This window comes from Bradyrhizobium centrosematis (assembly GCF_045571495.1).
Lineage (GTDB): Bacteria > Pseudomonadota > Alphaproteobacteria > Rhizobiales > Xanthobacteraceae > Bradyrhizobium > Bradyrhizobium centrosematis.
This window is the reverse complement of sequence record NZ_CP120703.1, coordinates 6,231,975-6,256,342: the sequence shown is the minus strand read 5'-3', so window position 1 is coordinate 6,256,342 and position 24,368 is coordinate 6,231,975. Positions and strand designations below refer to the sequence as shown.

Here is a 24,368-nt window from a genome sequence, read left to right as displayed (position 1 = left end):
TCTGTATACAGGATCAATCGCAAGCACTCCTCGTCAATGTTGATCACGGCGCTAAGTGCTCGAAGTCCGATATGCTACGCATCCAAGTCTGCTCGAATGCTGAACTCTCGTTTCTCATGGAGGTGCATGACGGATTTTCTGCCGCTATCGCCGAGCGTACAGGCTTCGAAGGGTTGTGGACGTCGGCTACATCAATTGCCTGCTCCCTTGGATATCGCAATGCCAGCAAACCTTCATGGAATCAGGTTATGCACATAATCGAAAGAATCGTCGGCTCGACTGAACTGCCGGTTCTCGTTGATGGAGACGTCGGTCTTGGTAATGCAAATAATGTGGGAGTTATCGCCCACGAGTTGCGTCGCTGTGGCGCTGCAGGCCTAGCACTGGAGGATAGCTCGAGGCTTAAGACGAGGCAGCTTGTACGCGAGCAATATCGTGGAGCAGATGTCGACAAAATCTGCAGCCGCGTGCGTGCAGTAAGAGACGCAGTCCGAAATGGTTTGGTCCTCGTGGCGGGCTTTGAGGCACCGGACGACGAATATGGAATAAAGGAAACGATGCTGCGAGCTCTCGATTGCGCAGAAGCGGGTGCCGATGTAATCCTTCTTCGCTCATGTAAGCGTGCCGTGGAGGGGATAGTTTCGTTCTTGCATGCGTGGCGGAGTTCGCTGCCCATTGTAGTGGTTCCAGCACAAGACGATCCAATGACGCTCTTTGCTTCTCTAAATGTTCCATTATCTGCGATTATCTGGGGAAATCACTCGATGCATGCTGCGATAAATGCAACAAGAAAGCTCCGATGCCACCTCGCGATTGACGAGAGTGCCGCAAGCATAGAACGCAACGTCGCTATCGCCGACGATTTGACTGAGCTTTTGATGTATGACGAACTAGCACGTGCGCAAGCACGATTAATGTCGCGAAGATGACCTCTCCTTTACGCATGAATGGGAGCTAAAGCTGATTAAACCCGTCAACTTCTTAGGGCGGAGATCAGTCAGGGCGACGACAAGATCGACACCTCGCAAGTTTGAAGGCGGCTCCAAGGAATAGAGCAAGACGCACTCTTAGATGATGCGCTCCAATGTTCCACCTTGCGATGCGAATTGCTTCGATCATTTGCGAGCGCGAGTTGATCGAACGCAGATAGCGCATCGTTCTAGCCTTTAGCGCGCAGCAGCCGGCGAGAGCAACCGCGTGCCGGCGGTTTGTCTCTAAGCCAGCGGCCGGCGTCCTCGGAATCCCGACCTCAACCCGAAGCGGGCCGGCCACCGAAAAGAAATGCGCACCACCAAGCGGCTGGTGATCCATTGGACGACTGGCTCATGTCGGTCGCCGACGTGTCGCCATTGCCGAATAGACGAATCTCTCTCATCCATCTGTTTTCCGTGATCGGGGTGGGGCTTTTCCGCTTTTTGCGATCTCCACCCAACAAGTGGTGATCTGTCCGGCCCGTTCTCCTGTGATGAAGATAGGCTCGGTACGCTGGGGTAACCCGCAGACGTGCAGTGAAGGACGACCTCAGAAGACTAACATACGGCCTTGCGAGAGGTGCAATCTAAGACAGCATCGCAAATCGGGGGGAAATAACTGCGCTAACCCCGCATTGATTTGCGCCAAATGGCATTCGCAATCAGGCTGATTCGTATACGTGCGGCCTTCCCGAATGAGGAGCTAATAGGAGAATTGATGTGCCTTCGGCCTAAAGGGCGTTGAATCTGCATGAAATCAGGGGCTTTTGCATGGTCTCTGAAATTCTTTTCTGCCGCAAGGCGACGAGTTCAATCGCGGACATCGCCGAAGCAATTCTACTTTCGAGCGGCCGTCGCCCTGTTGGGTAACGAACAAATGTTGTGCGGCCATATTGTTCGAGTGCAGCCGCCATAAACGGGCTAAGCGCGGCTGCAAGCGCGTTGCACAGGAGCACGCTGGCGCTGCCGCCTTTGGATTTGGGTCCTGCGCCGTTGTGACGCGCCCGATCGGCGCGGTCGCTGGCGTAATGATTGGCTGTTCCGTTAGACCGTGTTGGAGGCGCTTGAATGGCCCGGACATGCGTAGCGGAAGCAACGCAGTATTTTCGGTACGCTACGCCTGCCATGACGATATTGAGAGGGCAGTGAGGTGGAGCGCGCTATCCCGCCCCCGGCCGCAACCGAACGACCATCCGCGCAATCAGTGCCGCGACCTCTGCGATCCTGGGGCCGATGCGAAACTCCGGTCCCGCGACAACAACCGAGAGCCTGCGGTCGCCGATCGGCAGCGGGATAGCCGCTCCCGCAAGGTCGCGGCTGTAATCGGCAAAGCTCTGGCAGTAGCCACGTTCGATCGAATTGCGCAGCTCGGCCTCGACCGCCTCGATGCTGATCGGCGTCGAGGGGCCGTATTGCTTGAACTCGATCTTGCGATAGACGGAGTCGCGCTCGTCCGGCGAATATTGCAGCAGCAGCGCGCGGCCGCTTGCGGTGGCGTGGATCGGCACGCGGTGGCCGATGGTGGCGAAATAGCGGATGGCGGCCTTGGATTCGACGACGTCGATGAACACGGCCATCACGCCCGCCGGCGCCACGATCGACGCCGTCTCGCCGGTCTCGACGGAGAGGTCGGCAATCAGCTGATGCGTCCATTGCGGCAGCGGCTCGTCCTCGGAGATCATTCGCGCCATCGCCAGCCACCGCGGCGTCGGATAGAAGCCGGCGCGGGGACGTGGTTCGTAGAGATAGCCCTTCTCCGACAGCGTCGCGAGCAGGTTGAACGTCGACGAGCGCGGCCAGCTGAAATGATCAGCGATCTCGGCAAGCGTCGCCGGCTTCCTCGTTTGCGCGAAGAATTCCATGATCTCCAGGACGTTGGCGGCTTGGCGAACGATCATGGTGGGCTTTGCGTCCTGCTCTAGCTCTGGCCGAGGATCTTCTTCGCGGCGCGAAGATGCGGCTTGTCGATCATCTGGCCGTCGAGGCGCAGCGTGCCGGAGTTCGGATTGCTCGCGAATGCTGCAATCACCTTCTCCGCCCAGATGCGTTCGGCGTCGGTCGGATCGAACGCCGCGTTGACGACGTCGACGTGCTTGGGATGAATCAGCGCCTTCGCCGAAAACCCGTCACGGCGCGCTGCGCGCGTTTCCTGCTCGAGGCCGGCGAGATTGTCGATATCGGTATAAACGGTGTCGATCGGTGCGACCTCGGCTCCGGCCGCCGCCATCAGGCAGAGATCGCGCGCGAGGCGATAGGGGCTATGGAACACGCCGCCTGACGCCTTTTCGGTGGCGCCGAGCGAGGCCGAAAGGTCCTCCGCGCCCCACATCAAGCCTGCGAGGCGAGGGGAGCAGCCCTTGTAACTGCCGAGGCCGAAGATCGAGCTGGCAGTTTCAGTTGCGACGCAGACGATGCGGGTAGCGCCGACCGCAATGCCGGCGGCCGCTTCCAACGCTTCGAGCCATGTCGCGACCAGCCGCACATCGTCGCCACCTTGCGATTTCGGCAGCACGATGCCGTCAGGCTTTCCCGGCATCACTGCGGCAAGATCGGTCAGCGTCATGCCGGTGTCGAGTGCGTTGACGCGGACATAGAGCTGGTGCGGGCCAGGGCGGCTCTTCAGCATCGCCAGCGTCAGGGTACGCGCCTCCGGCTTCTTGTCGGTGACGACGGAATCTTCGAGATCAATGATCAGCGCGTCGGCCTTGCCTTCGCTCGCCTTCTCGAATTTGCGCGGGCAATCCCCTGGTACGAACAGCATGGAACGCATCAGACCGGCCTCTTGTGCATCATCGCCATGCGGCGGCATTTGCCGACGATCTCGTCACTCTGGTTCAAGGCATGATGCTCGAACTCGACGATGCCCGCCTTCGGGCGCGATTTGGATTCCCTCAACGAAAGCACCTTCGTCGTCGCCCGCAAGGTGTCGCCATGGAAGACCGGCTTTGGGAAGGTCACGTCGGTCATGCCGAGATTGGCAACGGTTGTGCCCATGGTCGTATCATAGACCGTCATGCCGATCATGATGCCGAGGGTGTAAAGGCTGTTGAAAATGCGCTGGCCGAACTCGGTCTTTTCCGCGAAATGCGCGTCGATGTGCAGCGGCTGCGGATTGAGCGTCAGCAGGCTGAACATGGTGTTGTCCATTTCCGTGACGGTCCGGGTCAGCGGATGCCGGAACTCCTGGCCTACGGAAAAGTCCTCGAAATAAAGTCCGGCCATCGCGGTTTCCTCCCTGTTGTCTTGCGATCTGGCCAGCGCCTGCCGCTTAAGGCGGCGCCGCCAGGTTAACTGCCTTTTTCTCTGCGAGCTGCTTGATTTCGTCGGCCGAGAAACCGGCCTCGCGCAGAATGTCGTGGCCATGCTGGCCGAGTGTCGGCGCCGGGCCTGCCGGCTCCGGCTGAGTCACGCTCCAGGTCGAGGGTACGCGCATCTGGCGGATGCGGCCTTCCACGGGGTGATCCACCGTTTTGAAGAAGTCGATCGCCTGCAGATGCGGATCCTCGAGGATTGTCTCCAGCGTGTGCATCGGCATCACCGGAATGTCGGCGCGTTCCAGTAGCTCACGCCATTCCGCCGAGGTGCGCGTCGCGAAGATGTGGCCGATCTCCTCGTAGATCTCGTCGATATGCTTGGTGCGCGCGGCGTGGTTTGCAAAGCGCGGCTGCTCGAGGAAGTGCGGCTGCCCGATCGCCTCGAAGAAGCTGCGCCAGTGCTTGTCGTTGTAGATGAGCACGCAGAGATAGCCGTCGCTGGTCTTGTAGGGCCGGCGATAGCGCGAAAGCAGGCGGGCGTAGCCGCCATGGTCGAGCGGGGGATCGTAGGTGAGACCGCCGAGATGATCGACCAGCACGAACTCCGTCATGGATTCGAACATCGGCACGTCGATACGCTGGCCCTGGCCGGTGCGGCTCTGATGCATCAGCCCGCCCATGATGGCGTTGACCATCATCAGACCGACGATGCGGTCGGCGATGGTGACGGGCACGTAGCGCGGCGTGCCGTCGCCGGCGGCAGCCAACAGCGTGGGGATCGTGGTGGCGCCCTGGATCAGATCGTCGTAGGCGGGCTTGGCGGCGTAGGGGCCGGACTGGCCGTAGCCGAACGCGCCGACATAGACGAGAGAGGGATTGATTGCAGCCAGCGTCTCGTAGTCGAGGCCGAGCCGCGCCATCGCCTGGGGGCGCACATTGTAGACGAGCGCGTTGGCGCTCTTCGCCAGCCGCAGCAGCGTGTCGCGCGCTTCGGGCTTCTTGAGGTCGAGCACGATGCTGCGCTTGCCGCGATTGGCGTTGTGAAACATCCCGCCCATGCCCGGTGTACGGCCGGGACCGATCTGGCGAACGATGTCGCCCTCGGGGCTTTCGACCTTGATGACGTCAGCGCCCATGTCCGCCAGCACCTGCGTGCCGTAGGGGCCCATCAGCACCGAGGTCAGATCGAGAATGGTGAAGCCGGCGAGCGGTCCCATGGAGCCTCGTGGGATAAATTCATATAGGTGGAATTAGAATTCAGAGATTGTCGGTGTCAATTCGTCCCGTCCGGCTCGAAGTGCATGGCGCCATGCATAGTTCATGTACTTGACAGATAAATTCACATATATGTACATTTTCCTCAAGTAAGAAATGGAGCGAGGGCCGAATGGCTTGGCAGCGAGCGGCTGTCGCCTTCGGCGCGGGACGCGTCAGGGAGAACGAAATGAAGAAGAACTTCGTGTGGGCTGCAGCCGCGCTCGCGCTGTCGTTGCCGGTGTCGACAATGTCGGCGCAGGCACTCGAGCTGAAGGTCGCTGATAGCTTTCCCGCCGGACATTATCTCGTCCGCCTGATGCTCAAGCCCTGGATGGACGACGTCACCAAGCGCACCAACGGCGCGGTGACCTTCACCTATTATCCGAACCAGCAGATCGGCAAGGCGGCGGACATGCTGCGCCTGACACAGTCGGGCGTGGTCGATATCGGCTACATCGGACCGTCCTATGTGTCCGACAAGATGCCGCTGTCGGAAGTGGCGCAACTGCCGGGTGCGTTTGCGACCAGCTGCCAGGGCACGCTCGCCTACTGGAAGACTGCGCGCGAAGGCGTGCTGGCCAAGCAGGAATACGCACCGAACAAGATCAAGCTGCTGCTGGCCGTGGTGCTGCCGCCCTACCAGGTGTGGACCGTCAAGTCGAAGGTCGAGACCACAAAGGACATGCAGGGCCTGAAGCTGCGCACCACCGGCGGCGCGCAGGACCTCACGCTGCGCGCGCTCAATGCCGTGCCGGTGCGTATGGCCGCGCCCGATGCTTATGAGTCGCTCTCGCGCGGCGCGATGGATGGCCTGCTGTTCCCGCTCGACAGCGTCGTGGCCTATGGCCTCGACAAGCTGGTCAAGCACGCGACCGAAGGCGTCAGCTTTGGCAGCTTCATCGTTGCCTATTCCATCAACCAGTCAGTTTGGGACAAGTTGCCCGACGACGTGAAGACGGCGATGAACGAGGCCTCCGAGGCGATCACGCCCAAGGCTTGCGCCGACGTCGACAAGGAAGGTGCGGTCACCAAGAAGCAGATGCAGGATGAAGGCGTCACCTTCGATCCGCTTCCGGAAGCCACGCGTGCCGAAATGAAGGACAAGCTCAAGGGGGTCGGCCATGAATGGGCGGCCGGTCTCGACAGCCGCGGCAAGCAGGCCTCGGCTGCGCTGAAGGAGTTCGAGGATTTGCTCGCCGCCGGCAGCAAGTAATCCGCGAAACGAAAAGGGAGACGCGACGTGATCGAACGGGCAGGGCAGGTGCTCGGCGCGCTGGAGCGCGCGCTGACTGTGATCGCAGTGCTGTTCATGTTCGTGATCATGCTGCTGGTCGTGACCGACGTGTTCATGCGCTATGTGCTGAACAGCCCGTTTTCCTTCACCTATGACCTGATCGGGCTCTATCTGCTCGCCGGCGTGTTCTTCTTCACGCTGTCGGATGCCTTGCGCGAGCATGTCCATGTCGGCGTCGACATTCTCTTGTCGCGCTTCTCGCTGACGGGGCGGCGGTTGTCCGAGATCGTCACCGCGCTCGCCGGCCTGTTCGTCTTCGTCCTGATCTGCAAGGTCGGCTTCGCGCGTGCGCTGGAGAATTACGAGCAGCATGACGTGCTCTCCGGTGCCATCCCCTGGCCGACCTGGATCTCGGCCGCGCTGGTACCGTTCGGCTGCGGCGTGCTGGTGCTGCGGCTGGCGCTTCAGCTGATCGGCAATTTGCTGAGCCTCGTCAGCGGACGTGATCTCTATCCGCTGCCGCCGGTGACCGGTGTCGGCGAAGCGCGCGGCTTTGAGTAACGGGAGGCATCCATGACACCCCTCATCGTTCTTGCTCTGCTGTTCGGCCTGCTGGCGCTCGGCACGCCCGTCGGTTTCGCCATGGCTTTTTCCGGCTCGGTCGGCCTTGTGATGGTCGGCGGCTTCCCGACGCTCTCGGGCATCCTGGAGACCGCGCCGCTCTCGACCGTCTCGTCCTACGAGCTCATCACCATTCCGATGTTTCTGCTGATGGCGGACCTCGTGCTGCTGTCGGGCGTTGCGGACGATCTATTCGAGACGGCCTCGGCCTGGGTCGGCCGCGTTCCCGGCGGGCTCGGCATGGCGACAGCGCTCGCCGGTGCTGGCTTCGGCGCGATCTGCGGCACCTCGACCGCGTCGGCTGCGACGCTGTCCTCGACCAGCCTGCCGGCGATGATCCGCCAGGGCTACGAACCGAAGATGGCCGCCGGTGTGGTTGCGATCTCAGGCACGCTGTCGATGCTGCTGCCGACCAGCGTTGCGCTCGTGATTTTCGGCCTGCTGGCGGAAGTGAATATCGGCAAGCTGCTGATCTCTGGCATCATCCCGGCGATCCTCGTCACCATCACCATCATGGCCACGATCTATTTCCTGGTCTGGCAGGATCCGTCGCGCGCACCTGCAGCGAAGTCAGTGTCGTGGCGCGAAAAGTTCGCGCTGCTGTGGCAAGTCTCGCCGATGGTGGTGCTGTTCTCGATCGTCACAGGCACGATCTATCTCGGCGTCGCGACACCGACCGAGGCCTCCGCCTTCGGTGCGTTCGGTGCCTTCCTGCTCGCGATCGTCAAGGGCAAGATCACGCCGACCTCGCTCTACAAGACGTTGCTGCGCGCCTGCCACGGCACCTGCATGATCATCATGATCCTCGTCGGTGCCTCGATCTTCGGCTACTTCTTCACGCTCACCCATGTGACGCAGGATCTCGTCGCCTGGATCGGCTCGCTACCGACCTCGCGCTGGGTGATCATTACATTGATTTTGTGCGGCTATATCGTGCTTGGCTCGTTCATGGACCAGATCGCGATCCTGGTGCTGACGGTGCCGATCGTGCTGCCGCTGATCAAGACGCTCGGCTTCGATCCGATCTGGTTCGGTGTCATCAAGATCGTCACCGCCGAAGTCGGCATGATCACCCCGCCGGTCGGGCTGAACTGCTTCATCGTCGCCCGCTACGCCAAGCGGCCGGTGGCGGAGGTATTCCACGGCACATTCCCGCACTTCATTGCGCACCTGATTGCGATCGCGATTCTGGTGGCGTTTCCATCTATCATCCTCTGGCTGCCCTCGCAGATGGGGCGCTAAAGTTTAACGAGCCTCCAAAAGGAGACCATTATGGATTTCGCGCTCACCGATCAGCAGGAAGCCATTCGCGATGCCATCGCAAAGATCTGCGAAGGCTTTCCCGATGCCTATTGGCTGAAGAAGGACCACGACGGCGGCTTCCCGCATGACTTCCACAAGGCGCTGGCCGATGCCGGCTGGCTCGGCATCTGCGTGCCGGAAGAGTATGGCGGCTCCGGGCTCGGCATTACCGAAGCGGCCATCATGATGCGCGCGATCGCGGAATCCGGTGCCGGCATGTCCGGCGCGTCCGCGGTGCACATCAACGTGTTTGGCCTCAACCCCGTCGTGGTGTTCGGCACCGAGGAGCAGCGCAAGCGCATGTTGCCGCCGATGGTCGAGGGACGCGAGAAGGCGTGCTTCGCCGTCACCGAGCCCAACACCGGCCTCAACACCACTCAGCTCAAGACCCGCGCGGTCGCCAAGAACGACCGCTACATCGTCAACGGCCAGAAGGTCTGGATCTCGACCGCGCAGGTCGCGCACAAGATTCTGCTGCTGGCGCGCACCACGCCGCTGGAAGAGGTGCGCTCGCCGACCCACGGCCTCAGCCTGTTCTACACGGACTTCGACCGCAAGAAGATCAAGGTCCACGAGATCGAGAAGATGGGCCGCAAGATCGTCGATTCCAACGAGCTGTTCTTCGAGGATTTTGAGATCCCGATGGAGGATCGGATCGGCGAGGAAGGTAAGGGCTTCCAGTACATCCTCGAAGGCATGAACCCCGAGCGCATCCTGATCGCGGCGGAAGCTGTTGGCCTCGGCAAGGTCGCGCTGTCGCGCGCGAGCGAATACGCCAAGACGCGCGTCGTGTTCAACCGGCCGATCGGCAAGAATCAAGGCATCCAGCATCCGCTTGCGGTGAACTGGGTCGAGCTCGAGGCAGCCTGGCTGATGGTGATGCAGGCGGCCTGGCAATATGACAAGGGCTTGCCCTGCGGGCCAGGCGCGAACGCCGCAAAATATTTCGCTGGCGAAGCAGGGTATCACGCTTGCGAGCAGGCGGTGATGACGCATGGCGGCTTCGGCTACGCCAAGGAGTTTCACGTCGAGCGTTATTTGCGCGAGATCCTGATCCCTCGTATCGCGCCGGTGAGCCCGCAGCTCGCTCTCAGCTTCATCGCGGAAAAGGTGCTCGGGCTCGCAAAGTCGTACTAGGCTGGACGCGGAGGATAGTCATGAATCTCGCTCACCACCTCCTGCGTGCCGCCAAGGCAGATGCATCCGCGCCGGCCTTGCTCAAGGGGCTTACGCCGGTTGCCGACTACGGGCGGCTCGCTGCGAACGTGGCGTCGCTGGCTGCGTCGCTGCAGCGGCGCCTAGGTCTCGCCAGAGGCGGCCGTGTCGCGCTGCTGATGAAGAACGTGCCTGATTACGTCGCCTGCCTCTATGCCTGCTGGCACGCCGGCCTCGTCGCAGTTCCCATTAACGTAAAACTGCATCCGCGCGAGGTCGCGTTTATTCTCGACAACTCCGGCGCTGCCGTCATTTTCGTGACCGAGGACATGGCGAGCGTCGCTTCGGAAGCTCTGGTGCTCGCCACGACCAAGGCGCGGATCGTCGAGATCGGCTCGGCCGAGCATCGAGCTCTGGAGAATGCGGATGGCATCGCTCTCGCCGATGTCGCCATAAGCGATCCTGCCTGGATCTTCTACACCAGCGGCACCACTGGCCGGCCCAAGGGCGCGGTGCTGAGCCATCGCAATCTGCTTGCGATGTCGCTGAACTATCTGGCCGAGATTAACCCGATCATATCAGGTGAGGCGCTGCTGCACGCCGCACCGATGTCGCACGGCTCTGGCCTCTACATGGTTCCGCACGTGCTAGCCATGGGCGCACAGATCATCCCGGAGAGCGGCCGCTTCGAGCCCAACGAAGTTTTGGAGCTGACGGCGAAGCGCGAGAACATCTCCTTCTTCGCTGCGCCCACGATGGTGCGACGCCTGACGGTCGCGGCGGATGCGGCGAGCGCCGTCGCGCCCGGGTTGAAGACCATCATCTATGGCGGCGGCCCGATGTACGTCGCCGATTGCAAGGCAGCGCTTTCTATGTTCGGGCCGAAGCTGGCTCAGATCTATGGTCAGGGGGAGACGCCTATGACCATCGCCTACCTGCCGAAATCCATGCATGCCGATAGTGGGCATCCCCGCTATGAGCAGCGCCTCGCCTCGGTAGGCATTGCGCAAAGTGTCGTTCAGGTCCGCACCGTGGACGAGTTGGGACGCGACGTCGCGGCGGGCGAGATCGGCGAGATCATCGTGCGCGGAGATACCGTGATGTCCGGCTACTGGCAGAATACAGAGGCGACCGCCAATACCTTGCGCGACGGCTGGCTCTACACCGGCGACATGGGTGCGTTCGACTCGGACGGATTCCTCTCGCTGAAGGACCGCTCCAAGGACGTCATCATCTCCGGCGGAACCAACATCTATCCACGCGAGGTCGAAGAGGTATTGCTGCTGCACGAAGCCGTTGCCGAAGTCTCCGTGATCGGCCGGTCGCATCCAGAATGGGGCGAAGAGGTTGTGGCGATCGTCGTTCCCGTTACGGGGCGGGACGTGACGCGGCGCGACCTCGATCAACTTTGCAACGCGTCGATCGCGCGCTTCAAGCGGCCGAAGCACTATTACGTCACCGGCGAGTTGCCAAAGAACAGCTACGGCAAAATCGTGAAGACAGAGCTGCGCGCGCTCCTGACCGAGTCCTCCGCACGCCTTGCGCCGATGGACTAGCTGAACATGCCGGAGGATCCCACATCGATCGAATTGCCGGCCGTGTTCCAAGCGGCGACCTCGTGGTGTGTGCGCAGGCGACCGTGGAGCCTGTCACGCTGAGCGAGGCGCAGGTCCTGCCGCGGCGCACTTGCCGCCCTCCTGCTTGATGGTAGAGACGTTCTTCTGGGAGACGTTGTCTGATTGGGTCCTATTGTTCCTGAGCTGTGATCGGCAATGCGCGACGGTGTCCTCAACCAGAAGTTCGCAACACCGGGGCGTGTTTTGCCGGGGCATTGTAACGGCAGAATCGGTCGATGGAAGCAAGGATGTCATCGGCGGGTTTGGTGACGGTTTGGGATGGGCGTTGTGTCCTCTCGATGAACGTGCCGATGCCCGCCCTGGGGTAAGCTTACCTGTGAGAACGAAGAAGCGCTCGACTTGGTTGAGCCATTACGGACTTGGATCAGGTGCACATGCCAACGCGCCTTTTAGCAAGCCATCTCCAGATCGATGGCGTCTTGTGCGTGACGCAATTGTCCATGATGAGATGGACGCCGAGTTCGCGCGGTACGACAATGTCGTCAAGGAACTTGCGGACTCGGCGGTGCGCCGGCGCCCGTAGCACTTGCCAATGACCCATCCGGTCGCAATGTCGAGCCAGCGAACAGGAGTGTGGTGCCATGCTCATGCAGTCATAACTGCTTCGGGCCGCCTGGCCGAGATGCATTGGCGGAATCGGCTGGCTGCGGTCCAGCGCCTGGATCTGAGACTTCTCAACCACACACAGAACGATGGCGTGCTCCGGCTCTCGAGCGATACGAACTTGGAGGCCAAAGTGCGCGATGTCGTAGCCTCTACGTCTCAGCGTCGCCTGCCCGGGCTGCACGATAGCCACGCTTCGGTGCGCCAAGCACGATTGACGTTGCCCGCAGCGGAGCCGTGGTGTTGAGACCTTGCACTATGAACTCTGCCGATTAGAGCCCCCGCGACATGCCGAAGGCAGCGGCTATCATTATCGCTCAAGGGGCCAAGTTGCCGGGCCGTCATTGGAGGCTTCGTCGCTGTTTGGCTCGATCCTTGCAGAGCGACGCGAATATACTGCGCAATCTAGGATTGCGAACTTGTGCCTCGGCACACTAGATCGATAGAGGTAGGAAGGGTGGGGTTACGGCAAATGACGTCGCCGCTTTCCAGCCCGCTATGTTGCGCACGACTTACGGTAGGGCTAAAGGCATGCACAGTGTTGAAACTTTCCGGGACCTGCAGGTTGAGGCGACTGAGTGGCGTCACTATCTCCACGAAAATCCAGAGCTCGATTATCGATTAAGCAACACGGCGAGGTTCGTGGTCGAGAAGCTGGCTTCTTTTGGCATCGAACACATCGAAACCGGAATTGCTGAAACCGGCATCATCGCTCTGATTCATGGCACGCACGGACACGGCCCGACGATCGGGTTGCGAGCTGATATGGACGCGTTGCCACTTACGGAAGCACCAAACAAGGCTTGGTCGTCGAAGATACCCGGCAGAATGCATGCGTGCGGTCATGATGGACATACAACCATGTTGCTGGGGGCTGCGAAATATCTCGCGAGTACACGCAATTTCAGGGGAACCGTCGCTTTGATCTTCCAGCCGGCAGAAGAAGATGGTGGGGGTGATAAACTGGGCGGTCAGAAGATGGTCGAAGCCGGAATCATGGACCGCTTCCGCATTTCCCAGGTTTTTGGGATGCACAACGACCCGGGAATGGAAATCGGCACTTTCGGTATTTGCACTGGGCCGATGATGGCCGCACAGGACGATTTCGCAATTATCATCCACGGTAAGGGCGGCCATGCGGGCAAGCCTCACAACACGGTCGATCCAGTTGTTATCGCAGCACAAATTGTCGTTGGCCTGCAAACTTTGGTTTCACGCAACACGAATCCGATCGAGTCGCTCGTAATTTCTGTTACTAGATTTGAGGCGGCCCAAGCTTACAACGTCATCCCTGACAAGGTTACGTTGGGAGGGACCGTCAGGACGTTTGTACCCAATTTGAGGGATTTCGCCGAACGGCAGATGCAAGTAACAGCGGAAGGCATTGCGCGAGCATTCGGCGCAGATGTGGAATTCAAATACCGTCGATACCTTCCTGTCACCGTGAACCACGCGAAGGAGACCGATTTGGCTGTCAAGGCGGCGCGTGGTCTCGTTGGGCCTGCATCTGTAGACGACAAACTGCCCTTCAGAATGGGTGGGGAGGATTTCGCGTACATGCTTGAGGCTCGCCCAGGAGCATACATTTTCATTGGGAACGGACCTACCGCCTTTCCGCACCATCCGGCATATGATTTTAATGACGAAGCACTGCGATATGGTATCGGCTATTGGGTGAACCTCATTGAAATGGTGCTGGCTCCGTGATGGTCCTCGCAAAACTGAACATGAGATCATCCGCGGGCCGGGCGACCGGCGTGCCCCTCTAAGATTAACATAATTTCACGCCCGCTTGTCGCTTCGCCAGCGAAGACGCGCGGTGAACAGCGCTCGTGGAACTGGGCGATTCGGAAAGCCCGTTACGAACGACCAGGCTCGTTAGTCGACATAAACAATGATCGTTCTTTGGCCGGCCGATTCAGCGGATAGCGAGAAATGTGAGAGTGGCATTGCTGCAAGTTGCTGGAAGTTGGATCCGCGCAATCGTTTGCTATTTGCTTAGATCTCACCCAGAGGTCCGAGGCCGGAATACACCAAAACCGTGCCGTTTACGGGGAGGCCCCGATGAGCTCAGCCCAAACATCGGGTTGACTTATCAATTGGTGTTGGAGCGCAGCGCGCAGAATACCCCGCGGATTGGAGGCAGCAATGCGAGGCAATCTAGCAAGTATTCAGAGTTGACAGTCGCGTATCATTTTGGGCAAAGGACTCGACTAGCGGATCCCGTTCAGCTCGGCGCATCTACCGCTGTGTTCCCTGCACCTCACAACCACACGGTCGCATTGCAGGAGGTACAGTTTGTTTAGAAGCGCCGACGTCCGGCCGCAATCCCGCTGCCGCTTGGCAGGCCAAAGTCATGCCGCGTCGAACGAAGCGGCAAAGTGCTTCATAGCGACCTCCGGGAGTGCGGGCGGCGAATATCCGTGCCTTCAATCATTTGGGTTCGGCGGTACTCCCCGAGCCAGGCTTTCAGCAGCGGTTATTGAGCGTCTCATAGATGGTCGAGGCGTCGAGCATGGCACGACGACAAGCGCTTGTACTTCCGCCGCACTATCAGGCTGCTGACCAAGCCCTTAAAGGCGCACGATGAATGCGATGTTGTCGCCATTAAGGCATTGAGGAGGCGGATCTCCCCTTCAAGTGGGCCGCCATCCTTTTGTTCGGCCAGCCATGACCTCGGCTGGGTGCCGCGTCGTTTCTTTGCCGACGCGAAAACGCTCGTGCATGGGGGCGCGTCACTCGTTCGCCGAAAACGCTTCCAAACCATTGAAGCCCGAGGCAAATCCCAAGAATCGCGATGCGCCTGGAAAGCTCGCCGATAACGGCCGTAGATGCTCCGGCCTGCTTGGAGTGCAGGCGCAGGAGAGAAGAACGATCGCGCGAGGATTAAGGTTCATCAAGTCGGCAACGCTGATCGCATCGCTCCTGACAACCTCGGTTGGTTCGCCTAGCCTCTGAAAATACCGACCGATGTTGAAGACTAAAGAGTCGCAGTTGTCGATAATGAGGATCACAGCAGACTAGGTACTCCGACACCAATTTTCAAAGACTCGCTGTGCCTTCGCGGGCGTCTCAGCACTTAGCTTGCGGATCCGACATCTCTGTTATCCGGCCTCCTGCATGAAACATGGCTTATCACCATCAATAGTTACCGCCGCGGATCGCGATGTTGCTATCTATATGCCCGATGAAGCAGGTTGCCTCGCAATAGATCTGTCGAGCTACTCGCTCGCCTTCCGTGATTATCTCTATCGATCGCACTTTTGGCTCCCCCGTGATCTAGCCACCTGGAGAGCAAGCTCGCAGCAGCATGATGACGGCGTCTTGGTTCTCTGAAAGTTCAGCGGTGACGATTGAGACGTGTCATCTCCGCGTTGGATTTCGGGGTGCAGACCTGGATTTTCGATCGAGTGCACAGTGCAGACCTGCGGCAGATCGCTGCGAAAAAGATCGGCAACCATGCAGTTTTCTTAGCGGTCATTTTCGGACGCGACCAGGCCCTGCGCTCGGTGCGATTCTCCGCCGAATCATTTGCAACGCGCTATCGTGCCTTTGATGGGGCGTGTTTCGACGTTTCGTGCGTCGATCTTGAGGAGAGGTTCCGGTGAACTTGCGGCAATGGTGATCTCGCCATAGCACAACAGGGCCGCAAACGGCGCCGGAATGAGTGACCGAAGGCGGCAGCAAAAGCTAATCGGGTCAAATGAGGTCGGCATCAAACGCTGCGCGCTGTTCGCTTGAAAGGCGTCTCCTGCCAAAATGAGGCCGATCACGTGCTGTAGGCGGCGATCTAGCCGTAAAGGCTGAAATTGGACTGCCGCGCCGCAGAATTCGTCAGGAGCGCGTCGCCAGAGCAACGAACTGGCCAAATCGGAACCTGTCCCCTTGTCCGACATCCTCGGCCGTTAACTCCTCACCGTCGTGGAACCGAACCTCTTTCCGCAGAGACACGCGATAGGTGGTGCTGTCGAGAGCCTCGTGGCCTCCGCCCTGACCAGCTGGACGACGTGGTCACGCCACATCTCGCCGAGCTGTCCAAAACCGGCCTTCGACTTGCCAGGCATACTTCTTCTTTTCCCAGTGAGACGCGCGTTTCATCGGCCGGGCTGGCCACGGGCGGACATAGCTCGGCCCATGGAATCATCGGCAACGGTTTTTTGGCAAACGGCCGGTCGATCGACGGATCTTCGCTCTCGGCGCTCCTCACGCTAGGCTGCGAGCGCGGTGGCGTCCTCACCGCCACGACGATCGGCGAAGTCCTGGCGGCTCATGGCCGTGCGATGCTCTCGATCGGATCTCAGTCGCAGGGCTCTTTTGGACTTTCGAGCTGGGGAGTTGGCAGACAGGTGCGCCGGCGTTCTGGGTTCATGACCCATCAAAATCGGAGACAACGCGGCCGTTAGCCGGATTGCGCCACATTTTCCGATACTTCCTCCCAAAGAGGAACCCGCGCGCGCGACCATTGCACGCGTTGTCGATCTATTCTTCTCGTTCCTCAAGGAAGAAGCACGCCTGCTCTGGGTTTCGGAGCCGGACATTACCTACCACATGTTTGGACTTCAGCACCCTACGGCACGTGAGGTGCTCCACGAGGTCGATCGACAGTTTGGGCGAATTTTCGCCTGGTGGAGCGACAAAGGAGAGGGGGAAGGCGTACAGCTTATTGCCGCATCCGATCACGGACACGCCATCATAGGAGAAAAGGTCTCCGTATTGGACCACCTGCAGCGCTCGGGATTCAAGGTCGGCCACGAACTTACATCCGACATAGACGCTGCCATAACAGCTCAAAGGGTCGTCAACATTTGGGCCCGGGACAGAGAAGGCCATCTTCTGGAAGAGATGTATCACAGTCTTTCCGAGCAGCCATGGTTTGGCGTGGCGTTCTCACGTCAGGCTGCTGATGGCTCTCCACTTATCGCGAGCACCCTCCCGCTTGCGTCTGTCATGGCCGAACACCCACGAAGTGCAGACCTGTCGTTCGTTCTCGCCGATTGCGGAATGGTCAACCAGAGTGCTTCGCGCGATACTGTATACTACGATGGGACCTATCCAATCGGGGTCGGCATGCACGGAGGGCTTTCGGCGCAGGAGCTATCTTCATTATGCGTCCTCGCCGGCAATGCCTTCAAAAGCGGAGTGGTTGATGCCCCAACCAGCATCGTTGATTTGGTACCCACAATCCTTTCCGGCTTGGGATTGCCGTTACCGTCGACTGCGCAGGGCCGTATCATCGATGAAGCTTTTCAAGATCGTCAGGACTCAGGTCAGCCTGATGCTGAAGATGCGAGCGTCTCAGTTGCCTCTTCAGCGCGCCGGGCAACTGTCTTCCGGGAGCTCTACCGGCAACGACTTTATCTAAGGGCCGCGGCCGTAACCCGGCTGGCTCAACCGAAGAACGATCAGCCGGGCGCTGACCGGGCGCAATTGAAAGCCTGAGCCACGGACGATTTGACCTATGTATCAAGGAAAGCGCTGAGAATTTGTTCGAATATCGAGGAAGCCGTTGCCTCAAGGAGATTTCGGCCAGGTGAAAAGCTTCCGAACGACGTGGAGCTTGCTCTCGAATATGGCGTCAACCGCCACACCGTACGTTACGCCATTCGGCCCTTGAGCAGGACTTCGGCGCCGGTCTTCGTCAAAGAGAGCCTTGACTGCACCGGCCGTGTTCCAATCAAATTCGGCGAGAATGTCCTTTGCGCACCGAGAATCAGCTTCAGATTCGACTTCAAGGAGCTAAGTTCCCTGGAGCAGTTGCCTGTTGAAAGGGCTCGATCCGGAAAGGCCAAGGCGAGGAGATCAACGTCATCTGGGTCCAAAGGCTAGGCGTTTTGTCCCACTACTGCCGTCAACCCCGCCCTAATTGGTGTCAGACGACCACCTTCGCTGGAGAGTGTGTTTGCGTCCGCTGAGCCATCGCCAGCAGCTTTGGTTCCGACACTCAGCTTTCGAGCCTTGAGCATTGTCAGGCGGCGGGCAGCAGAGGCGCTCGGGAGTGTCTTGGATGGGCGCGTAACCCGTGATCCTCGTGAATCTCAGCCCCGGCCGGATGAACCAGGTGTATTGGCTTTTGCGAAGATGCGCTCGGCAGCACGAAGATCTTCCACATCATCGATTTCGTACCACCTGAGATGATCGCACCTCACGGCAGCAAACTGCAGACCCTGTATTTCCACGAGATAGGAAAGAAGCTCCTCGGTGTAGGCTTTGGTTGCGCCGGCCCTGATCATGTCGTCTAAGGTCGGCACGACCTCCGCCCGCAGAGTAGAGGCGGACAGGCGCAACAGATTCATCGTCTTGTAAAGAGGCGGCCCATTCCCAATGAGGTTTTTCGCCGTCTGTTTCAAACGAAATTCTGAAATGAAGCCAAGATCAGACAACAAGACTGCTGATCCCTGCATGAGCTCATCGAAGGGAGCGACAGCAGCCGCGTCGGGCGCTTCACTGACGATCAGCTCCCGCAACACATCTTCCTCGAAGAAGACCTCGCCCTCAAGAAAGAAATGGTCACCTGCAAGGAGCGCCTCACGCGCTAGCCAGAGCGAATAGGCGCTCCCAGTCCGTTCGTAAACAGGGGACTCGACGTAGCTGATTGAAACACTGCCAAAGCGACTGCCGCAGGCATGTTTGATTGCCTCTTTGCGATACCGACGACAATAGTCACCTCTTTCACGCCGAAACGCCCAAGGTTATGTAGCGCGTTGTTCAGGACGGGAGTGCCGTTGACTGGGATCAGGGCTTCGGGCTAAGATACGTTAGCGGCCGCGGACGAGATCCCACTTCCGCGGCAAGAATGAGTGCATGCTTGGAAGCATTCAACGGCATTTTATCGCTCATTTCATCCCGAATATGACTCCTCAAGCATCCTGATTGCCTCCGTTCGCTTCTCCGCAACCATGCCCACCCTGCTGTTTGAAAGAGAAGCGCAAGATCTGTTGTCGACCGCTATGCTGGCATCAGCGAGGGCATCCTTCCGTATGAACCGATGCTCCGCCGTGTCCAAAACGTTTACGTCGGAGCCGTTTGAGGGACCCCGCAGCAGAACCGATGAGAGGCGAGGGCGCATTGGGCATGCCTTGATGAATGCAAATTCAGGTTTCCGCCCTGCTGTCTTGGCCTATCGAGCCTGCAGATATCGCTTCTCGGACGCGGCGAGTTCATCATATCTCATAAGTGCGAATATCTCAGTGAGCGGCGCGATATGAGCTTCGATGTTTGTAACGCTCTCTTGGGCTACGATTGCATCGCAGACACGGCGCATTGCAGCTGCTGCAGCTCGCATCGAGTGATTGGCCCAAACGACCGTGGAGATGTGCGCATATCGATAGGCGGAGACTGGCGTTCGGTAGTATGTCGTCGGAACGATCACGACAGGGAGGCGGTTCTCCCAAGCGGTAGCGAACGAAAGCACCTCGTCCGCGCTGCTCTTTCGTGAGTGGATCAGGACAGCATCGGCCCCCGCATCGGCATAAGCGTGGGCTCGAACGATAGCTTCGTTTAGTCCGTGCTCGGCGATCAGCGCTTCGATTCTGGCGACAAGAATAAGAGTTTCGCCGACGACATCCTTTACAGCCCGCAAACGACCGGAAAACTCATCGACATCGGCGATCTCATGCCGCTCTCCAACGAGGGAGTTCAGCTTTGGAAAGCAGCTGTCCTCAAAGCAAACGCCCGCAGCTCCAGCCTGACGAAGCTTGCGAGCGAGAAGGCGCGCATTGTTGAAATTGCCGAAGCCGCCATCCCCGTCAACGAGCACCGGCAGCTCAGTCGAATCCACAATGCGTTCGACGCTCTCGACGAGCTGGCTCCATGACGCTTCGTTGGCATCGCGAAAGCCGAGCGAGCTGGCGATCGACAAACCGGACGCCCAGAGACCCTTGAAGCCAGATCGCTCGGCAATTCGAGCCGAAAGGCCATCATGCGCCTCCATCAGAAACGAGAGCTCACCAATTGAGCATATCTCGGCGCGAAGCTCTTCGACAGGCGATCGCCGCGCGGCTTGACGGCCTGCCGCAGGTCGATGGCCTTGTGGTTGATCCTGCATGCACAAATCCTAAAGGCCGAGCTTCGATTGACGCAAAGTCGCTGTTCATATCCTTATGTGTTGACGGCGCTCAATGACCAGCTTTGGTAGTTTATCTCGAGGCAAACGGCTTGCATGATTACCGCGTATCGACGTGAATTCGAGTCGACCTAGATCATGGGCGTTGCTCGCGCGCTCTGGCGTGACGGAAAGCAGTGAAGGGGTAACGTCAAATTCACACAGACTTTGACGCACGCATCGAGCCTACGATTGTCGTAATGCTGCTGTTGCGTTTACGACAGATGGCGAGAGCTCCTCGATATTGCTGGTTTGAGATGGCAGCTTGGCGAGAGTGGAAGCGCCAGCTTCGACGAACTTGTTCTGATTCTGCGTGAGTTTGCCTCGGGCGAGTGAATGGTATGGCATTTGCTGGTGTCGTTCCTGTTCTCTCAAGCCCAGGAGAAGGTCATGTCGGATGTCGATGAGAGAGTGGTTGTGCTATCAGAGCGGGAAGTAGAGTGTTTGAGATGGGTCGAGAACGGGAAATCATCTTGGGCAATCGGGGTCATCCTGAAGGTCAGCGATAACACCGTCAACTTTCATATCAAGAATGCGATGCGAAAGCTCGACGCGAGCACCCGGACCCAGGCTGTCGTCAAAGCGCGACGGCTGGGACTTATTTAAGCCGTGGCTCGCGGTGGGGCTAACAAGACCATGGATTGCTGTAGCGAAATGCTAATCGTTCCGCGCTGGCAGCTGTAAGTCGATGAAAAGGCGCTGGTACCATGAACGTCGCGTGCGTTTATGTCGTTGCCGACCGCAGTGGTGAGGTCCAACGCTGACGAGCGAGCCCGCGTCGCGCCGCCGGCGTACAGGCTCTCCAAAAGGCTGGATGGTGAGCCAAGCCCTGATGACGGTTCCCTGTTGCGCGCTTGCTGGTCGTCAATGGGTCGCCGCTTGTAGTCCGGTGTTTGGAGCGGCGGACGTCCGAAGTCCCGGCCAGCCAACAGCGGGGCAGACGCCCTGGGGCGGCAATGACCGTCAGCAGCCCAATTTTCAAGTGCGCTGCCCGGGGGGACGTTGCCGGAATTCCATGGCTTGCACTTCTAACCGAGTTCAAGCGGCTTCCAAGAAGCATTGGCAGCTAGCGAGCGCTCTTCGCGAGCCACAATGCCGTGTTCGAGTTTGGGGCAAGCGCGGCGGCGTGTGCCGCGCATTCAGCTGCCCCGTGAACTGTTAGCCGCAACGACTGAAGCAAAGGCAAAGCGTCAGCTGGATTGCCACCGCAGCACGCGATAGTTCTTCGCGTCATCGGAATCGTTGTTGTTCGCATATCGGAGCGAAGGCTGGGAGATCCGATAGAAAGCGACAGGATAAACGCCGCATGGTGTTTGCCGTTGCTCTTGATGGCCAACAGACTCTTCGGTAGATCACACAAGTTCACTATGGAGGTGCCGAAGTGGCAATAGGTATTGTGAAGTGGTTCAACTCGACCAAGGGTTACGGATTCATCAGGCCCGAGGATGGTAGCGCCGATGTCTTTGTGCACCTGAGCGCCGTGGAAAGGGCCGGTTACACCACTCTCGAAGAGGGAGCTCGCGTAAGTTATGAGCTCAAGGAGGGGCGTTCGGGCAAGGTGTCAGCTGAGGATCTAAGAGTGGGTTGATCCGAGCGTTCGGATGAGGTGTGTTCGATGGTCGTACAGCCTGTCTTGGAAAGATGAGGATAGCTGCGGGGGTAGTGGTTACGCGTTGTTGACGTTACCACTCCCTATCTCAGCGGAAACGACAAAGAGGGCAATGTGCGATACTCAGATATGCCATTGCGAGACGATGAAGCGCTCTTAACGCGGTCGTGCTCGTCCTCGCGGCCGAAAGGCTCTCTGCGCGCGCCGATCGACAATTATGGGGCCGGCGAAGCGTTCATCGCATCGCGAGATCTGACCCGGAAAAGTGCTCATTAACTCCGATGGTGCTCCGCCTTGGGACGTTTTCTATCGCTGGAGCGCCTGCTGAAGATGCCTCGCACATGATCGCTTGGCATCCGCCGCCCGAGATGCGGGCGATGCTTTCGGCAGTTCGGGAGCATTTGCCAATTGGAGATCAAGGGGCTCTTGCGCACGCCTCGCCTTCGACACGATCGTCCCGCAGATTGGTCTTCATCAAGCCCGCCCATAGATGAATGATTGTTCCGCGCTATCATCTTCCGTCAAATAATGAAGCTCCCGCTACGCGGGAAGGCTTGCGAGAAGCTGACGGGCTTCCGCCGGCTGCAAAAGAAGGCGGCGCGGGTAGTTGTTCCTCCGGTCTTTCCTGCGCGGTCTTCGATGATCCCAGGGCGATTGTTTGAACCGCTGCCGGCGGTGCGGCCAACCTGCCTGCGGGGGTGGAACGTACAGACGCGCGGGCATGTAGCCGACTGCGTTGCGCGTGTTTTTCTCGTGATTGGCGTTCAGCGCAAGACCTGGGTAAAGCCAGACCGGCGATATTGCGTTGCGTGAAGTCCGCCAGATCGAACTGAAAGCCGCTGGTCAGCAGCGGCAGCAGGCCAAGATCACCCTGTATCCTTCTCGGATCGGCTGACATGAGGCCGCAACCGCCGTTCGAGCCCGTTGTGACCATGTGCTTCATGCCGGTGATCATGTTGAGCTTGCCGGGGAAAAGTCCTGGTCTCTTGTGTTACCCCGTCAAGCCCTCGCTTGTGCGCAACGTATCCGAGGCGAGCAATCATGCCCGAAGAGCGCCAGGGGCTTTTCGGTAGTTTCAGTCTCGGTAGACCCCGCCTTCGGAATTCCCAGTGTCAGCGTCTTCGGATTTCTTGTCGCGCCGAGCTCCGGCCCATGCTCGGCTTGTTGGTTGTTATCCACTCATTATTGCGGCGGCGCTGCACAGAGCATGGAATTCGCATGGCTTCGCGGTACTTCGCGACCGTGCGACGGGCAATATCGATGCCCGAAGCGCGCAAGCGTTCCACAATGGTATCATCCGACAGCCGCGCGGACGGCTCCTCCGAATCAATCAGCTGCTTGATGTGGTGACGCACGGCTTCCGCCGAATGCGCCTCGCCGCCGTCGGCCGAGGCGATTGAGGTCGTGAAGAAATATTTCAACTCGAATGTGCCGCGATTTGTCGCCATGTATTTGTTGGCGGTAACGCGCGACACCGTTGATTCATGCATCTGAATGGCGTCGGCAATGGCCTTCAGATTCAGTGGCCTCAGATGCGCGACCCCATGGGTGAAGAAGCCATCCTGCTGACGCACGATCTCGGCCGCAACTTTGAGGATGGTGCGGGCGCGCTGATCGAGCGCCCGCACCAGCCACGTCGCATTCTGTAGTGCGTCAGTGAAATATGATTTTTCCCCGTCCTTGCCGCTCCTCTTCGACAGCTCAGAATAGTAGGTCTGGTTCACCAGAACGCGCGGCAAGACGTCGCTGTTGAGCTCGACATGCCAGCCGTCATCAGGACCCGGGCGGACATAGACGTCAGGCACCATGGTCTGGAGCCGCGCCGAGCCGAACTTCATGCCGGGCTTGGGATTGAGCCGCCTGATCTCGTTGATCATGTCGGCGATGTCCTCGTCGTCGACGCCGCAGAGCTTGCGCAACGTCGCGATGTCGCGCTTGGCGAGGACGTCGAGATGTTCGACGAGGGCCTGCATCGCCGGATCGTAGCGATCGAGCTCGCGGAGCTGGATCGCCAGGCATTCGCTTAAAGATCGCGCGCAGACGCCGGGCGGATCGAATCTTTGCAGCACGGCAAGAACGTCCTCGACGTCCTTTTGCGTTGCGCCAAGACGCTCGGCAGCCCCGCCGAGATCGGGCGGCAGATAGCCGGCTTCGTCGACGAGATCGATCAGGTACTGCCCGATCATGCGCTGCGCGGATGCGGTGAAGGCGACCGAGAGCTGCTCAGTGAGCGAGCCCCACAATGTCGTCTCGGCGGCGACAAAAGCTTCAAGATTGTAGTCTTCGTCTCCCGAGGCGCCGCCGCCCCATTCCGTGTAGCTGGTCGGCGCGGTATCCTCAGCGTTGCGCGTGTCCGCTTCCGCCGGCTGTTCGGCGATGACGTCACCGACGCCTGTCTGGGATTCGACGCCAGCCACCTCGCCACCGGCGCGCTCGAGCAGAGGATTGCGCTCGAGTTCTTCCTCCACGAAGGTCGAGAGATCGAGATTGGACATTTGCAGCAGCTTGATGGCCTGCATCAGCTGTGGCGACATGACCAGCGATTGCGATTGCCGGAACTCTAACCTCTGCGCGAACGACATGGAGTAAGAACCAATACTGACTGAGCTGCGGTTTCTTCATCT

21 protein-coding genes and 2 pseudogenes are annotated in these 24,368 nt (G+C 59.3%); 13 read left to right on the top strand and 10 right to left on the bottom strand.

What is annotated here, in order from left to right; genetic code table 11:
• Positions 1-71: 71 nt before the first annotated feature.
• On the top strand, positions 72-929 hold the full coding sequence (locus P6U31_RS29680; protein WP_407185269.1) for an isocitrate lyase/PEP mutase family protein: 858 nt from the start codon (positions 72-74) through the stop codon (positions 927-929).
• A 1,202-nt stretch (positions 930-2,131) separates the two neighbouring features.
• On the opposite strand, the gene P6U31_RS29675 is transcribed toward P6U31_RS29680, so the two are convergent.
• The 4 genes from P6U31_RS29675 to P6U31_RS29660 are packed head-to-tail and all read right to left on the bottom strand — an operon-like array spanning position 2,132 to position 5,442.
• Complete coding sequence (locus P6U31_RS29675) at positions 2,132-2,869, bottom strand: IclR family transcriptional regulator (RefSeq protein WP_407185268.1); 738 nt, start codon at positions 2,867-2,869, stop codon at positions 2,132-2,134.
• A 20-nt stretch (positions 2,870-2,889) separates the two neighbouring features.
• Entirely contained in the window at positions 2,890-3,741 is an 852-nt protein-coding gene (locus P6U31_RS29670; RefSeq protein ID WP_407185267.1) for an HpcH/HpaI aldolase/citrate lyase family protein, read from the bottom strand.
• Positions 3,741-4,193: a MaoC family dehydratase gene (locus tag P6U31_RS29665; protein WP_407185266.1), complete on the bottom strand. Its 453-nt coding sequence runs from the start codon at positions 4,191-4,193 to the stop codon at positions 3,741-3,743. Before P6U31_RS29665 ends, P6U31_RS29670 begins: the two co-directional genes overlap by 1 nt.
• Before the next feature lie 46 nt (positions 4,194-4,239).
• Positions 4,240-5,442 carry a CaiB/BaiF CoA transferase family protein gene (locus tag P6U31_RS29660; protein WP_407185265.1) on the bottom strand — a complete coding sequence of 401 codons (1,203 nt, stop codon included), beginning with the start codon at positions 5,440-5,442 and terminating at the stop codon, positions 4,240-4,242.
• A gap of 227 nt (positions 5,443-5,669) precedes the next feature.
• Here P6U31_RS29660 and dctP point away from each other — a divergent pair, with 227 nt between their 5' ends.
• The 6 genes from dctP (at position 5,670) to P6U31_RS29630 (ending at position 13,741) form a co-directional block, all read left to right on the top strand.
• Positions 5,670-6,695, top strand: a complete 1,026-nt coding sequence (dctP, locus tag P6U31_RS29655; protein WP_407185264.1) for a TRAP transporter substrate-binding protein DctP — start codon at positions 5,670-5,672, stop codon at positions 6,693-6,695.
• A gap of 27 nt (positions 6,696-6,722) precedes the next feature.
• Positions 6,723-7,277, top strand: a complete 555-nt coding sequence (locus P6U31_RS29650) for a TRAP transporter small permease (protein ID WP_407185263.1) — start codon at positions 6,723-6,725, stop codon at positions 7,275-7,277.
• Between the two features lie 12 nt (positions 7,278-7,289).
• A complete protein-coding gene (locus P6U31_RS29645; protein ID WP_407185262.1) occupies positions 7,290-8,579 on the top strand; it encodes a TRAP transporter large permease in 1,290 nt (429 codons plus the stop codon).
• A gap of 30 nt (positions 8,580-8,609) precedes the next feature.
• On the top strand, positions 8,610-9,776 hold the full coding sequence (locus tag P6U31_RS29640; RefSeq protein WP_407185261.1) for an acyl-CoA dehydrogenase family protein: 1,167 nt from the start codon (positions 8,610-8,612) through the stop codon (positions 9,774-9,776).
• 20 nt (positions 9,777-9,796) lie between these two features.
• Positions 9,797-11,350 (top strand): class I adenylate-forming enzyme family protein, encoded by a 1,554-nt coding sequence (locus tag P6U31_RS29635; RefSeq protein ID WP_407185260.1) that lies wholly within the window; start codon positions 9,797-9,799, stop codon positions 11,348-11,350.
• A 1,215-nt stretch (positions 11,351-12,565) separates the two neighbouring features.
• On the top strand, positions 12,566-13,741 hold the full coding sequence (locus P6U31_RS29630; protein ID WP_407185259.1) for a M20 aminoacylase family protein: 1,176 nt from the start codon (positions 12,566-12,568) through the stop codon (positions 13,739-13,741).
• Positions 13,742-14,641: 900 nt separating this feature from the next.
• On the opposite strand, the gene P6U31_RS29625 is transcribed toward P6U31_RS29630, so the two are convergent.
• Entirely contained in the window at positions 14,642-14,818 is a 177-nt protein-coding gene (locus P6U31_RS29625; RefSeq protein ID WP_407189980.1) for a hypothetical protein, read from the bottom strand.
• Positions 14,819-15,420: 602 nt separating this feature from the next.
• On the opposite strand from P6U31_RS29625, the gene P6U31_RS29620 reads away from it, so the two are divergent.
• Positions 15,421-15,642: a hypothetical protein gene (locus P6U31_RS29620; protein ID WP_407190084.1), complete on the top strand. Its 222-nt coding sequence runs from the start codon at positions 15,421-15,423 to the stop codon at positions 15,640-15,642.
• On the opposite strand, the gene P6U31_RS29615 is transcribed toward P6U31_RS29620, so the two are convergent.
• Positions 15,562-15,930 carry a chorismate-binding protein gene (locus tag P6U31_RS29615; RefSeq protein WP_407185258.1) on the bottom strand — a complete coding sequence of 123 codons (369 nt, stop codon included), beginning with the start codon at positions 15,928-15,930 and terminating at the stop codon, positions 15,562-15,564. The two genes, P6U31_RS29620 and P6U31_RS29615, sit on opposite strands and share 81 nt — an antisense overlap.
• A gap of 111 nt (positions 15,931-16,041) precedes the next feature.
• Here P6U31_RS29615 and P6U31_RS29610 point away from each other — a divergent pair, with 111 nt between their 5' ends.
• From P6U31_RS29610 to P6U31_RS29600, 3 genes are all read left to right on the top strand, one after another.
• A complete protein-coding gene (locus tag P6U31_RS29610; protein WP_407185257.1) occupies positions 16,042-16,437 on the top strand; it encodes an alkaline phosphatase family protein in 396 nt (131 codons plus the stop codon).
• 145 nt (positions 16,438-16,582) lie between these two features.
• Entirely contained in the window at positions 16,583-17,473 is an 891-nt protein-coding gene (locus P6U31_RS29605) for an alkaline phosphatase family protein (RefSeq protein WP_407185256.1), read from the top strand.
• A gap of 12 nt (positions 17,474-17,485) precedes the next feature.
• Positions 17,486-17,860: a GntR family transcriptional regulator gene (locus P6U31_RS29600; protein ID WP_407185255.1), complete on the top strand. Its 375-nt coding sequence runs from the start codon at positions 17,486-17,488 to the stop codon at positions 17,858-17,860.
• 209 nt (positions 17,861-18,069) lie between these two features.
• Here P6U31_RS29600 and P6U31_RS29595 read toward each other — a convergent pair.
• Both P6U31_RS29595 and aepX read right to left on the bottom strand, forming a co-directional pair.
• Positions 18,070-18,859: pseudogene (locus P6U31_RS29595) on the bottom strand (phosphocholine cytidylyltransferase family protein).
• Positions 18,860-19,151: 292 nt separating this feature from the next.
• Complete coding sequence (gene aepX, locus P6U31_RS29590) at positions 19,152-20,078, bottom strand: phosphoenolpyruvate mutase (RefSeq protein WP_407185254.1); 927 nt, start codon at positions 20,076-20,078, stop codon at positions 19,152-19,154.
• A gap of 471 nt (positions 20,079-20,549) precedes the next feature.
• Here aepX and P6U31_RS29585 point away from each other — a divergent pair.
• A pseudogene (locus P6U31_RS29585) lies at positions 20,550-20,741 on the top strand (helix-turn-helix transcriptional regulator); the annotation flags it as partial.
• 775 nt (positions 20,742-21,516) lie between these two features.
• Positions 21,517-21,723, top strand: coding sequence for a cold-shock protein (locus P6U31_RS29580; protein ID WP_407185253.1), 207 nt, complete (start codon positions 21,517-21,519; stop codon positions 21,721-21,723).
• 532 nt (positions 21,724-22,255) lie between these two features.
• On the opposite strand, the gene P6U31_RS29575 is transcribed toward P6U31_RS29580, so the two are convergent.
• Together P6U31_RS29575 and rpoN are read right to left on the bottom strand one after the other, a co-directional pair.
• Positions 22,256-22,699 (bottom strand): hypothetical protein, encoded by a 444-nt coding sequence (locus P6U31_RS29575; RefSeq protein ID WP_407185252.1) that lies wholly within the window; start codon positions 22,697-22,699, stop codon positions 22,256-22,258.
• 157 nt (positions 22,700-22,856) lie between these two features.
• Positions 22,857-24,326 carry an RNA polymerase factor sigma-54 gene (gene rpoN / locus P6U31_RS29570; protein ID WP_407185251.1) on the bottom strand — a complete coding sequence of 490 codons (1,470 nt, stop codon included), beginning with the start codon at positions 24,324-24,326 and terminating at the stop codon, positions 22,857-22,859.
• Positions 24,327-24,368 lie beyond the last annotated feature (42 nt).